Annotated in this window: 16 protein-coding genes; 14 read left to right on the top strand and 2 right to left on the bottom strand. The window is 36.9% G+C overall.

Features of this window, described 5'->3' with window-relative positions:
* Positions 1-60: 60 nt before the first annotated feature.
* From IGI58_RS02095 to IGI58_RS02070, 6 genes are all read left to right on the top strand, one after another.
* The gene (locus IGI58_RS02095) at positions 61-1,005 is read left to right on the top strand and encodes a sugar-binding transcriptional regulator (protein ID WP_429956309.1); all 945 of its coding nucleotides are present in this window, start codon (positions 61-63) and stop codon (positions 1,003-1,005) included.
* A 102-nt stretch (positions 1,006-1,107) separates the two neighbouring features.
* Positions 1,108-1,779, top strand: coding sequence for a deoxyribose-phosphate aldolase (deoC, locus tag IGI58_RS02090; RefSeq protein ID WP_429954697.1), 672 nt, complete (start codon positions 1,108-1,110; stop codon positions 1,777-1,779).
* Positions 1,780-1,815: 36 nt separating this feature from the next.
* A complete protein-coding gene (locus tag IGI58_RS02085) occupies positions 1,816-3,117 on the top strand; it encodes a pyrimidine-nucleoside phosphorylase (protein WP_429954699.1) in 1,302 nt (433 codons plus the stop codon).
* Positions 3,118-3,390: 273 nt separating this feature from the next.
* A complete protein-coding gene (gene liaX / locus IGI58_RS02080) occupies positions 3,391-4,989 on the top strand; it encodes a daptomycin-sensing surface protein LiaX (RefSeq protein ID WP_087641296.1) in 1,599 nt (532 codons plus the stop codon).
* A 167-nt stretch (positions 4,990-5,156) separates the two neighbouring features.
* The gene (locus IGI58_RS02075) at positions 5,157-5,480 is read left to right on the top strand and encodes a PspC domain-containing protein (RefSeq protein WP_429954701.1); all 324 of its coding nucleotides are present in this window, start codon (positions 5,157-5,159) and stop codon (positions 5,478-5,480) included.
* On the top strand, positions 5,480-5,845 hold the full coding sequence (locus IGI58_RS02070; protein ID WP_087641298.1) for a phage holin family protein: 366 nt from the start codon (positions 5,480-5,482) through the stop codon (positions 5,843-5,845). Before IGI58_RS02075 ends, IGI58_RS02070 begins: the two co-directional genes overlap by 1 nt.
* Positions 5,846-5,879: 34 nt before the next feature.
* Here IGI58_RS02070 and IGI58_RS02065 read toward each other — a convergent pair whose 3' ends face one another.
* On the bottom strand, positions 5,880-6,848 hold the full coding sequence (locus tag IGI58_RS02065) for a GIY-YIG nuclease family protein (RefSeq protein ID WP_429954703.1): 969 nt from the start codon (positions 6,846-6,848) through the stop codon (positions 5,880-5,882).
* Positions 6,849-7,045: 197 nt separating this feature from the next.
* Between IGI58_RS02065 and hprK the strand changes: the two genes are divergently transcribed.
* From hprK to IGI58_RS02035, 6 genes are all read left to right on the top strand, one after another.
* Positions 7,046-7,984 (top strand): HPr(Ser) kinase/phosphatase, encoded by a 939-nt coding sequence (hprK, locus tag IGI58_RS02060; RefSeq protein ID WP_087641300.1) that lies wholly within the window; start codon positions 7,046-7,048, stop codon positions 7,982-7,984.
* Positions 7,985-8,269: 285 nt separating this feature from the next.
* Positions 8,270-9,100, top strand: coding sequence for a prolipoprotein diacylglyceryl transferase (gene lgt / locus IGI58_RS02055; RefSeq protein WP_429954706.1), 831 nt, complete (start codon positions 8,270-8,272; stop codon positions 9,098-9,100).
* Positions 9,101-9,236: 136 nt separating this feature from the next.
* Complete coding sequence (locus IGI58_RS02050; RefSeq protein ID WP_429954708.1) at positions 9,237-10,253, top strand: NAD(P)H-dependent glycerol-3-phosphate dehydrogenase; 1,017 nt, start codon at positions 9,237-9,239, stop codon at positions 10,251-10,253.
* Positions 10,254-10,270: 17 nt separating this feature from the next.
* Positions 10,271-11,167, top strand: coding sequence for a UTP--glucose-1-phosphate uridylyltransferase GalU (galU, locus tag IGI58_RS02045; RefSeq protein ID WP_225534331.1), 897 nt, complete (start codon positions 10,271-10,273; stop codon positions 11,165-11,167).
* A gap of 196 nt (positions 11,168-11,363) precedes the next feature.
* Positions 11,364-11,804: a DUF948 domain-containing protein gene (locus tag IGI58_RS02040; protein ID WP_087641304.1), complete on the top strand. Its 441-nt coding sequence runs from the start codon at positions 11,364-11,366 to the stop codon at positions 11,802-11,804.
* A 21-nt stretch (positions 11,805-11,825) separates the two neighbouring features.
* Positions 11,826-12,413: a YtxH domain-containing protein gene (locus IGI58_RS02035; RefSeq protein WP_225534332.1), complete on the top strand. Its 588-nt coding sequence runs from the start codon at positions 11,826-11,828 to the stop codon at positions 12,411-12,413.
* Positions 12,414-12,520: 107 nt separating this feature from the next.
* Here the strand turns inward: IGI58_RS02035 and IGI58_RS02030 are convergent, their stop codons facing one another.
* Positions 12,521-13,621 carry an aminopeptidase P family protein gene (locus IGI58_RS02030; RefSeq protein ID WP_429954711.1) on the bottom strand — a complete coding sequence of 367 codons (1,101 nt, stop codon included), beginning with the start codon at positions 13,619-13,621 and terminating at the stop codon, positions 12,521-12,523.
* Positions 13,622-13,834: 213 nt separating this feature from the next.
* Between IGI58_RS02030 and ccpA the strand changes: the two genes are divergently transcribed.
* Both ccpA and IGI58_RS02020 read left to right on the top strand, forming a co-directional pair.
* Positions 13,835-14,836 (top strand): catabolite control protein A, encoded by a 1,002-nt coding sequence (ccpA, locus tag IGI58_RS02025; RefSeq protein WP_087641307.1) that lies wholly within the window; start codon positions 13,835-13,837, stop codon positions 14,834-14,836.
* A 492-nt stretch (positions 14,837-15,328) separates the two neighbouring features.
* The gene (locus tag IGI58_RS02020; RefSeq protein WP_429954714.1) at positions 15,329-16,951 is read left to right on the top strand and encodes an NlpC/P60 family protein; all 1,623 of its coding nucleotides are present in this window, start codon (positions 15,329-15,331) and stop codon (positions 16,949-16,951) included.
* Positions 16,952-16,987: the final 36 nt, after the last annotated feature.

Genomic DNA, 16,987 nt, shown 5'->3' with positions numbered 1-16,987 from the left:
TAGGTATTTGTTTTCCCAGTTTGTTCTTGATATAATAAAACAAATAAAAAAGAACGGACAATGGGTATGGATAAAGAAAAACAACAGCTAAGTATCGAAGTTGCAAGGCTTTACTATCAATCTTCGCTTAGTCAGCAGGAGATTGCAGAAAAATTGAATGTATCGCGTCCCACGATTTCAAGGCTATTGAATTACGCGAAGGAAAAAGGATATGTTCAAATCACGATTTTTGATCCTTTTTCAGATTTATTTGAGATCGAACAAAAACTAAAAGAGAAATATCATCTAACTGATGTTCAGGTCGCATTCTCTCCAGATCCAGAATATAACTCTATTTCTGAATATTTAACTTCTTATGCTGCAGAGTATCTGGAAGGAATCATCAAAAGTGGAGATATTATTGGCATCAGTTGGGGAACAACGATGCACAAGACAGTATCTAAGATGAATCATTTAGATATCAAAGGTGTTGAGGTTGTCCAATTAAAAGGTGGTATCGCCTATTTTGATGTCAATAACTATGCATTTGAGACATTGACATTATTTGCAGAAAAGCTGAATACTAAAGCGAAGACCTTCCCTTTACCAGTTATTTTAGATAGTAAGATCGCGAAAGATTTAGTTGTCGAAGATCGACACATCAGTAAGGTCATCAACTTAGGAAAGCAGGCGAATATTGCTGTATTTACAGTTGGAACAGTTCAAAGTGAATCGCTCCATTTTCGTTTAGGTTACTTTACTGAATCTGAAGAAAAAGCATTGAAGGAAAATGCTGTAGGAGATATTTGCTCTAGATTTTTTGATGAAAATGGCAAGATCAGCGATGAAGAGATCAATAGCAGAACGATCGGTATCGAACTTGAAGAGCTGAAGAAAAAGGAAAAATCGATTTTGATTGCTGGCGGCGATCGAAAAGTCAAAGCGATCCATGGGGCATTAGTTGGCGGATATGCAAATGTTCTTTTGATCGATAAATTCACAGCTCTGAAATTATTGAATTATTAAGTAAGATAGATGAGTAGAAGTATTTTTTCTACTCTTTTATAAATTTTATGTATGAACGAAATTTCGATATATTAGAACGGAATTTCTAAAAAGGAGAAGACGATGAACGTAAACAAAATGATCGACCACACATTATTGAAACCTGAGGCAAATGAAGCAGCCTTACTTACTATTATTGAAGAAGCAAAGAAATATGAATTTGCTTCTGTCTGTGTTAATCCATATTGGGTGGCGTTAGCAAGTAAAGAATTAGCTGGAACATCAGTTGAAGTATGTACAGTGATTGGATTTCCATTGGGTGCGAATACGACTAGTGTCAAAGCTTTTGAAACAGAGGATGCAATCAAAAACGGTGCGACAGAAGTTGATATGGTGATCAATGTAGGTGCATTGAAATCAGGTGATGAAGAGACAGTTTTGAAAGATATTCAAGGTGTTGTTGAAGCAGCTAAAGGAAGAGCTCTTGTTAAAGTTATCTTAGAAACATGCCTTTTGACTGATAGAGAAATCGTTACTGCTTCGAACTTGGCAGTTCAGGCAGGCGCTGATTTTGTCAAGACTTCTACTGGTTTTTCAACAGGCGGAGCAACAGTAAAAGATATTGCCTTAATGCGTAAAACTGTAGGACCTGATATCGGAGTCAAAGCTTCCGGCGGAGTTAGAACAGCTGAAGATACAAAAGCTATGATCCATGCTGGCGCGTCAAGGATTGGTGCCAGCTCCAGTGTTGCAATCGTCGATGCAACAAGCGAAAATACAACAGACGGATATTAAGATAAGAAAATAAACACGAAAGTGAGGCAGCCAACTATGAGAATGGTAGATATTATTGAAAAGAAAAGAAATGGCAAAGAACTAAGTAAGCAAGAAATCGAGTTTTTTGTTAATGGTTATACGAATGGTACGATTCCTGATTATCAGGCAAGTGCTTTTCTGATGGCAATCTATTTCCAGAACATGTCAGACGAAGAACGGGCCAATTTGACCTTGGCGATGGTCGCTTCAGGTGATGTGATCGATTTATCGAATATCGATGGAATCAAAGTAGATAAACATTCCACTGGTGGGGTTGGCGACACAACAACTTTGGTCTTAGCACCATTAGTCGCTGCTTTAGATATTCCTTTTGCTAAAATGTCAGGTCGCGGTCTCGGACATACAGGTGGTACGATCGATAAATTAGAAGCCTTCACTGGTTTTCATGTGGAATTGACTGATGAAGAATTTACCGAAATGGTCAATCGTGATAAGATTTCTGTGATCGGACAATCTGGAAATCTGACACCGGCAGACAAAAAGCTATATGCTCTAAGAGATGTTACAGCAACAGTTAGTTCGATCCCTTTGATCGCCAGTTCAATCATGAGTAAAAAAATCGCTGCAGGAGCAGATGCAATCGTTTTGGATGTAAAGACTGGCGCAGGTGCTTTCATGAAGACAGAAGAAGAAGCGGCAGAACTTGCCTCAGCAATGGTTCGTATTGGGAATCTCGTTGGACGAAATACAATGGCGATCATTTCAGATATGTCACAACCTTTAGGCAATGCGATCGGCAATTCACTAGAAGTTAAAGAAGCGATTGATACGCTTGAAGGCCATGGCCCAGAGGATTTAACAGAACTAGTATTGACCTTAGGTAGTCAGATGGTCGTGCTTGCCGGCAAAACAGATTCCTTAGCAGAAGCAAGAGAAATGCTGAAAGGAGTCATCGAAGATGGCTCAGCACTTACCAAATTCAAACAATTCATTAAAAACCAAGGCGGAGATCCTACTTGGATCGAAAATCCAGAGCGATTACCGCAAGCAGAGTATGAATTTGAAGTCTTGGCTGATGAAGATGGGTTTGTTTCTGAAATCGTGGCGGACAATATTGGAGTTGCAGCAATGAAGCTAGGTGCCGGGAGAGAAACAAAAGAGGATTATATTGATTTGGCTGTTGGATTGGTTTTACGTAAAAAAGTAGGAGATCCAGTTAAAAAAGGAGAATCTTTAGTTACTATTTTCGCCAATCAAAAAGAGGTCACGGATGTTGAAATGATGATCAAAGAAAATATCCGCATCGGTAATGACATTCCAGAAAGTAAATTGATTTATAGAGAGATCCATTCCTAGTCTATAGGGGATCAAATAAAACGCGCATGTTTATAAAAAGAAAGCCTGAATCAATACAACATTGATTCAGGCTTTCTTTTATGCCTATCGTTCAATTTCTACCTATAATATACTTATAAGTAAGGCACGTATAAATAATAGAAAGAAATGGTTGCACTTGAGGACTATCGAAAATTCATTCTTAAGTCCTATGACAAATAATTAAAAAGAGGGCATAATAGGTACATAAGGAAAACACCCTTGGGTGAAAAATTTGCTAAGGAGGCAATTTCCATGAAAGAAAGAGAAAGAGTATTAGACTTAGTTAAAAAAGGCATCCTGTCTTCTGAAGAAGCTTTAGTCTTATTAGAAAATATGGCAACTGAAAAAGATGAGAAACAAATCAAAAAAGCTGCCGATCAAGTAAACGTAACTGGTGCAACTGTCGATTCAAAAGAAAATGATAAAGTCGTAGATTTAGTAGATAAGTTGGAACAAAATGCGGAAGAAAGCATCGAACCTGAAGTTTCAGATGAAGATGTAGAAGCAAAAGAAGCGGAAGATCGTGAACGTTTAGAAAAAATTCTTGATGATCTTGCAACAGAAGCTAATCGTGCTTCTGTAGAATTAGACGAAATCAACGCTGAAATCGCTGGTGTGAAAGAGGAAATCAAAGAAGCGCAAGAAAAATTGATGGAATTGAATACCAAGGAAGAGCTTAGCGAATTAACAAATGAAGATTTAGAATTAAGAACGTCATTAGAAACTGAGATCAAAGAACTTGAAGATTCATTAGATGAAAGAAACCAAGAAAAAATTAGATTAGAAGCAGAATTAAAGAATATTCGCAAAGAACAATGGTCAGAAACAAAAGACCGTGTTGCTTCTAAATTTGATATTCCGGATGATTGGAAAGAGCAAGCCACTGACACGATCAATCAAGTTGGCGAAAAAATGAGTGAAGCAGGCTCCCAATTAGGATCATTTCTTAAAAAGACATTCACTTCTTTTAGTGAAACGATGAATGACAACGTGGAATGGAAAGACGTGAGCTTCAAAGTTCCAGGTGTCGCAACGACAAAATTTGAACATGAATTCAATTATCCATCACCACTTGCAAGCTTGATCGATGTCAAAGTAGCTAATGGAAATATCGTTTTCAAAACTTGGGATCAACCAGATGTCAAAGTAGAAGGAAAAATCAAATTATATGGCAAAATGGATGCAGAAACACCATTAGAAGCATTCCTAGAAAGAAGCCAAATTGATGTAGATGATGAAGTGATTTCCTTCCAAATCCCGAATAAACGTGTTCGTGCAGACTTAGTTTTCTACTTACCAGAACGCACCTTTGATCACGTATCGATCAAATTATTGAATGGGAACGTTCTTGTTGAATCGTTGAAAGCAAAAGATGTTTATGCCAAATCAACAAATGGCTCGATCACATTCAACAAAATTGATGCGACAATGCTTGAAATCGAAGGGGTAAACGGAGATATCAAGGTTTTAGATGGAGAAATCCTAGACAATATCATCGAAACAGTTAACGGAACAGTAACAATTGCTGCAACTCCGCAAACGGTGGGTGTTTCATTGATCAACGGAGATGTGCGCATTACTGCAAAAGAAAACACATTAAGAAAAGTTGAAGCAAGCTCTGTCAACGGAAACGTAAAAATTGCTTTACCAAAAGAACTCGGTATCGAAGGAACGGTCAAAACAAGCTTAGGCAGCATCAACAGCCGATTAAGTGAATATGACGTTATTCGTGAGAAAAAAGAAAGAACCAATCAATTGTTACAATTCAGACGCTTAAACGATGAAAATATGGCACAAATCAATGCTTCTACAACAACAGGAAATATTTATTTAAAAGATACAGATAAATAAATAGTAGAATCATTGACCAGTGTGAGTAATCCATAGGTTTGGGTAATGGTTGAGATGATAAGCCAAAAGAACTTAGCTGCTTCTCGACCATTATTCAAATAAAAAGAAAAAAAGGATGATTCTTCATCCATTCTATTGTAAAATCATAAAGATGAGAGGTGAAAATAATGAAAAGACCATTGACGAAATCTTCTAATAACGTAGTATTAACAGGAAGCTTGGCGGGGATTGCAGAATGGATCGGTGTAGATCCAACGATCGTTCGTGTGATTTATGTGATTCTTGCAATATTCTCAGCAGGATTCCCTGGCTTTTTACTTTATATTGCATTAGCTGTCTTACTTCCTTCTGGAAGATGCAATAATCAAGGCAGATATGGGCATCAAAACCCTTATAATCGTAATACTCGTAATCCAAATCCATATGCAAACGGACAAAAACCAAGAAAAAATGCTGAAAAAGTGGATGATGATGACTGGAGTGACTTCTAATGACATATTTTCAACGTTTAGTTGTTAACACGTTGACCTTTGTGTCACTCTCAGTGATGTTTCCTAATATGATTTTTGTAAGAAGCATTGGTATGGCAATCGTTGCCGCATTCGTACTTTCTGTTTTGAATATGCTCGTAAAACCAGTTCTGACGATTTTATCATTGCCGTTTACACTGCTCACCTTTGGGTTATTCAGTTTTGTTGTAAATGCAGCGATGTTAAAAATGACCTCTTCTTTTGTAGGAGAAATGAACTTTGGTTTTTCAAGTTTTGGTGCAGCGATTTTAATGGCGGTAATCATGTCATTAGTCAATGCAATCGTTAGTGAACGCAACTTAGATAAATATAGTAGAAAAGGATAAAACTCAGACGACTTTCGTTTGGTTTTATCCTTTTTTATATAAATGGATCATTCAAATCAACGAATCGGCACTCTTCGTGCTGATTGATGTAGCTATATAAAATATTGATAAAATCAACTTGGTCTTTTGAAAATCGTTTGAAGTGTGTCGGTTTTGATTTAGGCAGTATTTTTTGAGCTAGTTCTGCCGCAGTATATTTATGAAAAGTTTGTTTTGTATAAATCCGACTATTGATGACCAAGCCTTGATAGATTAAATAATATTTTATCTTTGAATCATAAGGCAGCCAAAGCAGCTGCCAGTCTGTTTGGTTGGCAAGGATCAGCTTTTTATTTTGGTTGAAAAAGCGAGTAAGAAACTGCCATTCTTCATGCAGTTTTCCAGCGCGTTCAAATGAGAAGTTTTCAGAAGCTAAAAGCATGTTTGTTTCCAGTCTCTTTTGTGGTTGTTCGCCGTTCAAAGTAAAGGCTTCAAATAGCTCTTTAATGATCACGTCTCTATCTAAAGTAATCGTTGACTGATCCGAAAAAGTTTGATGCCAGTAATTATTTTTATTTAATCCGTATAGTTCTTCTAAAATTTGTTTCACCTGATCAAGCTTTCTGTGGATAGAGAAAGGACCAAAGCAATTTTTTTCTGTTGGAGCAGGTAAGATATTGAGTTTGATTTCCTTATCGTCTATATTGATCTCAAAATATTTATATTTTTCGAATGTGTTCATTTGACGGTTATAAATGGGGCGATGGGTTTGGATCAGTTCGCATTCTAATAAGAGAGCATCAAGTTCAGTTGGAACATCGATCGTATAAAAGCTTGTCAATTGTTGGATCATCCGCAATGTTTTTTTAGAATGCTGTTTATTTTTGATAAAGTAACTGCTGACTCGTTCGCGTAATTTTTTTGCTTTGCCAACATAGATGATGTCTCCATGTTTATCCTGCATTAAATAAACACCAGGCGTAAGTGGTAATTCCTTTGCCTGATTCTTCAAAGTATCGTTCATACTGGCTCACATCCCATATTTTTTTGACTGATGGATGGTATACAAGTTAAGTATACAAATTAATCGTTGATAGTCAATGAGCAGATCTAAGCTGCTTTATGGTCTAAAACAAATAGGGACAATCTTGTTAATGGCTAGTAACTTCCTGCTTGAAATGATAAAATGAAACGAGTAGAGAACAAGAAGGGATGACGAATATGGAAGAAGTTGTAAAAATTCATCAACTGGTAGAAAAGCTTTCTTTAGAAGTCGTTTATGGCGATGAAGAAAGTTTAAATAGAGAGATCACAACAGGAGATATTTCACGTCCTGGTTTAGAATTGACTGGTTATTTTAATTATTATCCCCATAATCGCTTACAGTTATTCGGTAGTAAAGAAATCACCTTTGCTGAGCGGATGATACCGGAAGAACGCTTAATGGTCATGCGTCGTTTATGTGAGAAAGATACACCGGCATTCATTATTTCCAGAGGATTAGAAGCTCCGGAGGAAATGGTGCAGGCAGCGAAAGAAAAAGGATTAGCTGTATTACGTTCACCGATCTCAACTTCACGATTATTAGGCGAGATTTCTAGCTATCTGGATGGGCGCTTGGCTGTGAGAAGCAGCATCCATGGTGTATTAGTCGATGTGTATGGTTTAGGTGTATTGATCCAAGGCGATAGCGGTATTGGTAAGAGCGAAACGGCCTTAGAATTGATTAAACGAGGTCATCGCTTAATCGCAGATGATCGGGTCGACGTTTATCAGCAGGATGAGCTGACAGTGATCGGTGAGCCGCCAAAAATACTGCAGCATCTAATCGAGATCCGCGGCATTGGGATCATTGATGTAATGAACTTATTCGGTGCTAGTGCTGTTCGTGGCTTTATGCAGGTTCAACTGGTCGTGTATCTTGAAGCGTGGGAGAAGGATAAAAAATATGATCGTTTAGGTTCAGATGATGCAATGATCGAGATCGCTAATGTAGATGTACCGCAGATTCGTATCCCTGTAAAAACAGGTCGAAATGTTGCGATCATCATTGAAGTAGCTGCGATGAATTTCCGTGCGAAAACAATGGGATATGATGCGACAAAAGCATTTGAAGAACGATTGACACGTTTGATTGAAGAAAATTCAGGAAACGTTTAACGGATAAAAATATTCGGATTTTAGAAATAGATTAGCTTCACAGGCCAGCTCTTCGGAAAAAAGATAAGATAAGTGTGTGTCAAAAAGCATTACAAACTTATTTTCCTATTTTTCAGTCAGAGCTATACGGGCCTGTTCAGCTTTTAATTTTATCTAGCTTCACAGGCTAGCTCTTCGGAAAAAAGATAAAATAAGTGTGTGCCAAAGAGCGTCACAAACTTATTTTCCTATTTTTCAGTCAGAGCTGACCAGCCTGTTCAGCTTTTAATTTAAGGAGGTAGCCAAATGTTAGGTCAGGTAAATCCAGTTGCATTCAATCTTTTTGGAATAGCAGTTTACTGGTATGCAATCATTATTGTATCAGGAATAGTACTAGCTGTTTGGCTAAGTAGTAGAGAAGCAGTTCGTGTCGGTTTAAAAGAAGATGATGTGATCGATTTTATGTTGTGGGGCTTACCGAGTGCAATTGTCGGTGCTCGTTTGTACTATGTTATTTTTCAATGGCAGGATTATGTAGATAATCCGATAGAAATCATTTTGACTAGAAATGGTGGTTTAGCAATTTACGGTGGCTTGATTGGAGGAGGTTTGGCGTTATTCTTCTTTGCAAGACATCGGTTCATCTCAACATGGACATTTTTGGATATCGCAGCACCTAGTGTGATTTTAGCTCAGGCTATCGGACGTTGGGGAAATTTCATGAATCATGAAGCATATGGTCCAGCAACAACACGCAGCTTTTTGGAAGGACTGCATTTGCCTAAATTTATCATCGACAATATGAATATTGACGGTACCTATCATCAGCCGACATTCTTGTATGAGTCTGTTTGGAATGTTTTAGGTTTTATTGTTCTAGTTCTTTTGAGAAGAAAGAAAAATTTCTTGAAAGAAGGAGAAGTATTTTTAGGATACATCATCTGGTATTCATTCGGCCGCTTCTTTATTGAAGGTATGCGGACAGATAGTCTATATGCATTTGGCAGTATCAGAGTTTCTCAATTGGTATCACTTGTGCTGTTTTTCGGTGCGATCGGTTTAATGATTTTTCGTCGTAAAAAAGGTGCGATCAAGTTTTATGACAGAAAAAAAGGAACGATAAAAAAAGCAGAATAGAACTGCCTATTATGGCTGTGCTATGGTAAAATATAGATTGGGTATGAAAGTAATAAAAGTAGTAAATTTAGTAAGTTATTATAAATAGAAGCTGATGAAATTTAGTTCGGCTTTTCTGTAAAGGAGATTTTCACCAATGAAACAAAAAGTTGCTGTCTTAGGTCCCGGTTCATGGGGAACAGCATTGGCACAAGTTTTAGCAGAGGATGGCCATGAGGTTCGCATTTGGGGCAATAATAAAGCACAAATTGATGAAATCAATAGGTATCATACCAATCAACACTATCTTCCAGATCTAGTGATTCCAGAATCTATTCAAGGAACGTTATCATTGGAAGAGTGTATCGACAACGTAGATGCTGTTTTATTCGTGGTTCCAACTAAAGCAATTCGCTCTGTTGCACAGGAATTTACAGCGAAATGTAAAAATCAACCATTGATCATTCATGCTAGTAAAGGATTGGAGCAAGGCAGCCATAAACGAATTTCAGAGGTATTGATGGAAGAGATACCGGCTGAAAAGCGCCGTGGTGTTGTTGTTTTATCTGGACCAAGTCATGCAGAAGAAGTTGCTGTACACGATATCACGACAATTACTGCTGCATGTGAAGATTTAGAACAGGCTTGCTATGTTCAGCAATTATTCATGAACGACTATTTTAGAATTTATACAAATGATGATGTGATCGGTGTCGAAACAGGTGCTGCATTAAAGAATATCATTGCTTTAGGAGCGGGAGCGATCCATGGCTTAGGCTTTGGTGATAATGCAAAAGCTGCGATCATGACTCGTGGTTTGGCAGAAATCAGCCGTTTGGGTGTAGCGATGGGAGCGAAGCCGTTGACGTTTATCGGCTTGAGCGGTGTAGGTGATTTGATCGTGACATGTACAAGTATTCACTCTCGTAACTGGCGAGCAGGAAACCTACTTGGAAAAGGCCATAGTTTAGATGAAGTTCTTGAAAACATGGGCATGATCGTTGAAGGAGTTTCGACAACGAAAGCGGCTTATGAACTGTCACAACAATTAAATGTTGAAATGCCGATAACAGCGGCCATTTATAGTGTGCTTTATGAAGGTAAAGACGTGAAACAAGCAGCAAAAGAGATCATGTTGCGTGATGGTAAAACAGAAAATGAGTTTTCTGTATAAATAGGAGGAAAGATAAAATGAAAGTAAGAAAAGCGGTTATCCCGGCAGCTGGACTGGGTACAAGGTTTTTACCAGCGACCAAAGCTATGGCAAAAGAGATGCTGCCGATCGTTGATAAACCAACGATTCAATTTATTGTGGAAGAAGCATTGGCTTCTGGTATCGAAGATATCTTGATCGTTACAGGCAAGGCAAAACGTCCAATCGAGGACCACTTTGATGCAAACTTTGAATTAGAGAGCAATCTTCGTGAGAAAAATAAAACAGAATTATTAAAATTAGTAGAAGAAACGACGGATGTCAATCTTCATTTTATTCGCCAATCTCATCCAAAAGGATTAGGTCATGCGGTATTACAAGCAAAGGCTTTTGTTGGAAATGAACCATTTGTTGTCATGTTAGGCGATGACATTATGGAAGATAAGATTCCTCTATCTAAGCAATTGATGAACGATTATGATTCGACTCATGCATCAACGATAGCAGTGATGAAAGTGCCTCACGAAGAAACATCAAAATATGGTATTATCAATCCGGAAGCAGAAGTTTCAAGTGGTTTATATAATGTTAACAGCTTCGTTGAAAAACCAACGCCAGAAGAAGCGCCGAGTGATTTAGCGATTATTGGACGTTACTTGCTAACACCAGAGATTTTCCATGTTCTTGAAACGCAAGAACCTGGCGCAGGTGGAGAAATTCAACTAACAGATGCAATCGATACGTTAAATAAAACACAGCGTGTATTCGCACGTGAATTCACAGGCAAACGTTATGATGTGGGAGATAAATTTGGTTTTATGAAAACCAGTATCGAGTATGGTCTAGTTCACCCAGAAGTGAAGGATAATCTTCGTAATTATATTATTGAGCTAGGTGAAGAGCTTTCGAAAGAACAAGCATCAAAAGAGAAATAGATTAAATTAATATTATGATGAAAGACAGGACAATTGTTCTGTCTTTTTTATTATTTTACGAAAAATCACAAAGGAAGATAGAGAGTTTTAGGTTAAATTGTTATAATTGAAGAAGTAAAGCAACTGAATAATTTGAGAAAAATGCTAGTTGATGTTATTCTAAAAGTGTATAACAATTGCAGAGAGGAGTAGAAATATGACAGGTGGAGAGGTAGCAGCAGTTATCGCAGCAGTAGCATTTGCTGTATTAGTGGTCTTTATTATTTTAGTACTGATAAAAATCGGAAAAACTGTAGAAAAGGTTTCAACAACAGTTGATGAAGCGAATAAAACAATCGAAATTGTGACGAAAGATGTGGATATTTTATCTAGACAAGTAGAGGGGCTCTTAGTAAAAAGTAACGAGCTGATCGAAGATGTCAACAAGAAAGTTGCAACGATCGATCCATTATTTGCAGCAGTGGCAGAATTGAGTGAAAGTGTATCTGATTTGAATTACTCTAGTAGAAATTTGCTGGGGAAAGTAGGCTCCGTAGGCAAAACAACGGCGAAAGCTGGCGTAGTAAGTAAAGTAGGCGGAGCGGCATTCAAAGCATTTCGTCCGAAAAAGAAAACAAAAATTGAACCAACAAAATAAAAAAATAATGGAGGAATAACTATGGCAAAAAAAGGTGGATTTTTCTTGGGAGCAATCATCGGTGGAACTGCAGCAGCAGTGGCAGCACTATTATTAGCACCGAAATCTGGTAAAGAATTACGTGAGGACTTGGCAAATCAAGCAGATGATTTAAAAGACAAAGCAACAGATTACACAGACTATGCTGCTCAAAAAGGGGCTGAGCTTTCTTCGATTGCGAAAGAAAAAGCAAGTGCTTTAGGAGAACAAGCAGGTGATCTAGCTGGCAATGTCAAAGATAAAACAAAAGGTTCTTTCGATAAAGCACAAGGAGTATCAGATAACGTTTTAGAATCATTCAAAAAACAAACTGGAGAGCTATCTGATCGTTTTAAAAAGACAGCAAAAGATGTGAATGATTCAGTGGATGAATTAGGTGATATCGCTGAAGATGCTTCAGATGATATTTTTATCGATGTGAAAGAATCAGCGAAAAAAGCCAAAGAAACGGTGTCAGAAGGTGTATCTGAAGCGAAAGAAGTCACAAAAGATGTTCCTGAAAAAGTAGAGGAAGCAAAACAAGATACGAAAAAAATTGCCAAAGAAACGGCTGACAATATTAAATCATAAGAAAATAGAATGGGATCGAAGCGTAACAGTGGCTTTTATTTCCATCGTTTATTAAATTTTAGAGTGCGAAACAAGACTATTTTTAGTTTTGTTTCGCACTCTTTTTACTAATCGATGATTTGTAATTCTTTTGTTGTTTTTGTGAAGGCTTCACAGCCTGTTTTAGTCACATGAAGACAATCTTCGATCCGTACGCCGACTTTGCCTGGGATGTAAATACCAGGTTCAATAGAAAAACACATGCCTTCTTCAATTACTAAATCATTCCCTGTAACTAGAGAAGGGTATTCATGAACGGTTGTTCCAATTCCATGTCCTAGTCGATGATTAAAATATTCGCCATAACCGTAACCGCTGATCACACCCCGAGCGACATCGTCTAATTCACCAGCTGTCACACCAGGTTTTACAGCATCCATAGCTTTTAACTGCGCTTCTAAAACAATGGAATAAATTTCCTTTTGGAAATCTGTTGGTTCCTTATAAGCGACCGTTCTGGTTACATCACTACAATAGCCATTATAAACAACACCTAGATCAAACAAAACAAGATCCTGTTTTGCAACAGCTGTATTTCCAGGGTTTCCATGTGGGCTTGCAGCATTTTTTCCAGTTAAGACTAACGTATCAAAACTCATAGAACGGATACCCTGACGTTTTAATTGATATTCAATTTCAGCAAGGATCTCCTGTTCTTTAGCACCTTCGGTAATTGCTTTGAATCCAATTTCTAATGCCACATCGGCCCAATTTCCAGCTTCCATAAGTTTGTTCACTTCAGCAGGTGTTTTTAAAAGCTGTAGTTTTTCGATGACGGGAGTGACGCTGATTGAAAAATCACTTGAAGGAAATGCTTGGTTTAAACGTTCAAAACGAGAAACACTCAACGCTTCTTTTTCTGTTGCTATTTTACGTGGACTGCCATTTTTCTTGATCAGCTGAGTGATTTTTTCCCATGGATCCTCACTATCTAGGTAGCCATAGACTGGTTCACTCCAAGAACTATTTTCAGCATCCTCAACTTCTAATGCTGGGGTGAATAAGAATGATCCGCTATTCAATGAAATAAATAAAGCTAAAACTCTTTCGTGAGGGTCACTGTGATAGCCGGAAAAATATGCAATGTGGCCAGGATCACTGATATAGGTCAGATCGATCTGTTCTTTTTCCATCCATTTTTTTAAGTCATTGATTTTTTCTTGATTCATAACTCTCCTTCTTTCTACAAAACTGATAATAAGAAAATTGTATCTTTATCATACCACGAAAACACGTAAAGCGCTTTTTGAAATATATAGTAAATTTTCATGAAAATGAGATTAAAACGGTTGCAAAAACAAAAAAAGTCTGCTATTCTTAGTGAGAAATGTAAACAGCGTTTTCAGAAAATAGAAAAATTATAATTATTTAGGAGAATAATCATGGAAAAACAAACAATTACGATTTATGATGTTGCTCGTGAAGCAAATGTATCTATGGCAACCGTATCGCGTGTAGTGAATGGTAACCCGAATGTGAAGCCAGCTACTCGGAAAAAAGTCTTGGAAGTTATCGACCGTTTAGACTATCGTCCTAATGCAGTTGCTCGTGGTTTAGCAAGTAAAAAGACGACAACTGTTGGCGTTATTATTCCAGATGTGAGTAATATCTTTTTTGCTTCGTTAGCACGAGGAATCGATGACGTAGCGACGATGTACAAGTACAACATCATTTTAGCAAATTCTGACGGCAACGATCAAAAAGAAGTCAATGTATTGAATAATCTTTTAGCGAAACAAGTCGACGGAATCATTTTTATGGGACATCATATCACAGATGAGATCCGTGGAGAATTTTCACGTTCTAAAACACCAGTTGTTTTAGCAGGTTCGATCGATCCTGATGAGCAAGTAGGTAGTGTGAATATCGATTATACAGAAGCGACCAAAGATGCGACAACGATGTTGGCAAAAAATGGCAACAAAAAAATCGCATTTGTTAGTGGTGCACTGATCGATCCAATCAACGGACAAAACCGTATGAAAGGATACAAACAAGCTTTAGCAGATAATGGCTTAACGTATAGTGAAGGGCTTATTTTTGAATCTGAATATAAATTTAAAGATGGAATCGCCTTAGCTGAGCGCGTTCGCAATAGCGGTGCAACTGCTGCTTATGTGACAGATGATGAATTAGCGATCGGTTTATTAGATGGTATGATCGATGCTGGGATCAAAGTACCAGAAGATTTTGAAATCATCACAAGCAATAATTCACTACTGACAGAAGTATCTCGTCCGCGTCTTTCAAGCGTGACACAGCCTTTATATGATATCGGTGCGGTTTCTATGCGTCTATTGACAAAATTGATGAATAAAGAAGAAATCGAAGATAAAACTGTTATCTTACCTTACGGTATGGATCAAAAAGGATCGACTAAATAAGCAAGAAGAGATAGAGAAAAGAAACTCTTTTGCATAATAAAGTCATTACTAAATATATAAATTCTGACAAACTCTAAATAACCATCGAAAAGATAGCTTTTGATGGTTAATACTGATAAAGAAAGTCTTACAATCAATTATTGTGATTCCTAGAGGAAATTTCCTCTAGGTCTTTTTTTGTTTATTTTAAAAATGCACTAAAATATAAGAAAATTTTATTTGGAATTGTAGAAATAACGAACTTGTTAACATGACTCCTAAGTACGTTAACATAGTTGGTTAAACATTTTTTTATTCAATTTTATTATTATTTTGTTTGTTAAGTAACCTTTCTGTTAAATCAAATCTTTATTAAGTCTCTAATAAAATATTCTCTTTTACAAAAAATGATTTGTATATAGAAAAATATAAAGTTTTTAAAGATTGATTATTTTTACAATTTGATTTATAATTTTTATGAATATTATAAAAATATATTTAGGAGGTTTTTTGATGGATTTAAAAAAATATGGTTTGGTTTTTTTATTGGTATTTTCTTTGCTGCTCGGACCTAAACTAACTTTTGCAGAAGAAGAAAAATTTTCGAACGAAGCGTCTACAACAGAGATAAGAGAAGTAAGTGAGGAATCAGTAATCACTAATGAAACTGAAAGAGATTCTTTAAAAGAGTCTGCGGAAGAAACAGAGGAAACAACTGAAGAGTCAACGATTTCAGAAGAAACAACTTTTTCTAAAAAAGCTAAAACTGCATTAAGGAATCAGGAAGAAATCTATGTAACAAGTGAATGGAAAACAGATTATGATATGAGGATAGTAGTAGGAGGTCATGGAATTCATAATCAACCCTATGGATTAGCAGGTACAGTTACCTATGGAAATACATCGAATCATATAAACAGAGCCGTTCAGGTAACTTATGCTAAATTACTATCAAATAATGTGACATTCTATCGTTATCAAATGGATGGGAATACTTATTGGACGGACTCAAGAGCATTTACGAGTGCAAAAAATCCATATGTAACAAGTGAATGGAAAACAGATTATGATATGAGGATAGTAGTAGGAGGTCACGGAATTCATAATCAACCCTATGGATTAGCAGGCACAGTTACCTATGGAAATACATCGAACCATATAAACAGAGCCGTTCAAGTAACCTATGCTAAATTACTATCAAATAATGTGACATTTTATCGTTATCAAATGGATGGGAATACTTATTGGACGGACTCAAGAGCATTTACGAGTGCAAAAAATCCATATGTAACAAGTGAATGGAAAACAGATTATGATATGAGGATAGTAGTAGGAGGTCACGGAATTCATAATCAACCCTATGGATTAGCAGGCACAGTTACCTATGGAAATACATCGAACCATATAAACAGAGCCGTTCAAGTAACCTATGCTAAATTACTATCAAATAATGTGACATTTTATCGTTATCAAATGGATGGGAATACTTATTGGACGGACTCAAGAGCATTTACGAGTGCAAAAAATCCATATGTAACGAGTGAATGGAAGACAGACTATGATATGAGAATTGCTGTTGGAGGACATGGAATCCATAATCAGCCTTATGGATTGGCAGGCACAGTTACCTATGGAAATACATCTAATCATATTAATAAAGAAGTTAAAGTAACCTATGCCAAGTTGCTATCAAATAATGTGACGTTTTATCGTTATCAAATGGATGGAAATACCTATTGGACAGATTCTAGGGCGTTTGGACCAAGAAGTACACAACACGATTTAGTTGTGAATCTAGCTTTAAAATATTTAGGTGTACCATATTTATCGGGTGGAAATACTCCTGCTGGTTTTGACTGCTCTGGATTAGTACAATATGTTTATAAAAATGCTGTAAATATCAATTTACCAAGAGTAACTACTGGACAAGAAACATCTGGCAGAGAAGTAAGCCTGAATTCATTACAAAAAGGTGATTTACTGTTCTGGGGAGCAAAAGGAGCTACATATCATGTAGCGATTTATATTGGTGATAATCAGTTTATTCATGCTCCTGTACCAGGTAAGGTAGTAGAAAAGATCAATATAAGTTCTTATCGACCGACTTTTGCTCGTCGAATTTTACCTAATCTTTGACGATAGGAATATCTTTTAAAATAGCATATTTGTGAA

Origin of the sequence: Enterococcus sp. AZ020, from assembly GCF_050499205.1 — a bacterium.
Classification (GTDB): domain Bacteria; phylum Bacillota; class Bacilli; order Lactobacillales; family Enterococcaceae; genus Enterococcus_L; species Enterococcus_L dunnyi.
Note: the sequence above shows the minus strand (reverse complement) of the source record. Positions and strands in the feature narration are given on the sequence as shown.

Bases quoted from the DNA above. Each gene is read 5' to 3' on its own strand.
- hprK (WP_087641300.1), top strand. From the start codon at position 7,046: ATGGAAGAAGTTGTAAAAATTCATCAACTGGTAGAAAAGCTTTCTTTA.
- galU (WP_225534331.1), top strand. From the start codon at position 10,271: ATGAAAGTAAGAAAAGCGGTTATCCCGGCAGCTGGACTGGGTACAAGG.
- ccpA (WP_087641307.1), top strand. From the start codon at position 13,835: ATGGAAAAACAAACAATTACGATTTATGATGTTGCTCGTGAAGCAAAT.
- IGI58_RS02040 (WP_087641304.1), top strand. From the start codon at position 11,364: ATGACAGGTGGAGAGGTAGCAGCAGTTATCGCAGCAGTAGCATTTGCT.
- IGI58_RS02075 (WP_429954701.1), top strand. From the start codon at position 5,157: ATGAAAAGACCATTGACGAAATCTTCTAATAACGTAGTATTAACAGGA.
- IGI58_RS02050 (WP_429954708.1), top strand. From the start codon at position 9,237: ATGAAACAAAAAGTTGCTGTCTTAGGTCCCGGTTCATGGGGAACAGCA.
- IGI58_RS02035 (WP_225534332.1), top strand. From the start codon at position 11,826: ATGGCAAAAAAAGGTGGATTTTTCTTGGGAGCAATCATCGGTGGAACT.
- IGI58_RS02070 (WP_087641298.1), top strand. From the start codon at position 5,480: ATGACATATTTTCAACGTTTAGTTGTTAACACGTTGACCTTTGTGTCA.
- IGI58_RS02065 (WP_429954703.1), bottom strand. From the start codon at position 6,848: ATGAACGATACTTTGAAGAATCAGGCAAAGGAATTACCACTTACGCCT.
- IGI58_RS02020 (WP_429954714.1), top strand. From the start codon at position 15,329: ATGGATTTAAAAAAATATGGTTTGGTTTTTTTATTGGTATTTTCTTTG.
- IGI58_RS02030 (WP_429954711.1), bottom strand. From the start codon at position 13,621: ATGAATCAAGAAAAAATCAATGACTTAAAAAAATGGATGGAAAAAGAA.
- deoC (WP_429954697.1), top strand. From the start codon at position 1,108: ATGAACGTAAACAAAATGATCGACCACACATTATTGAAACCTGAGGCA.
- IGI58_RS02085 (WP_429954699.1), top strand. From the start codon at position 1,816: ATGAGAATGGTAGATATTATTGAAAAGAAAAGAAATGGCAAAGAACTA.
- lgt (WP_429954706.1), top strand. From the start codon at position 8,270: ATGTTAGGTCAGGTAAATCCAGTTGCATTCAATCTTTTTGGAATAGCA.
- IGI58_RS02095 (WP_429956309.1), top strand. From the start codon at position 61: ATGGGTATGGATAAAGAAAAACAACAGCTAAGTATCGAAGTTGCAAGG.
- liaX (WP_087641296.1), top strand. From the start codon at position 3,391: ATGAAAGAAAGAGAAAGAGTATTAGACTTAGTTAAAAAAGGCATCCTG.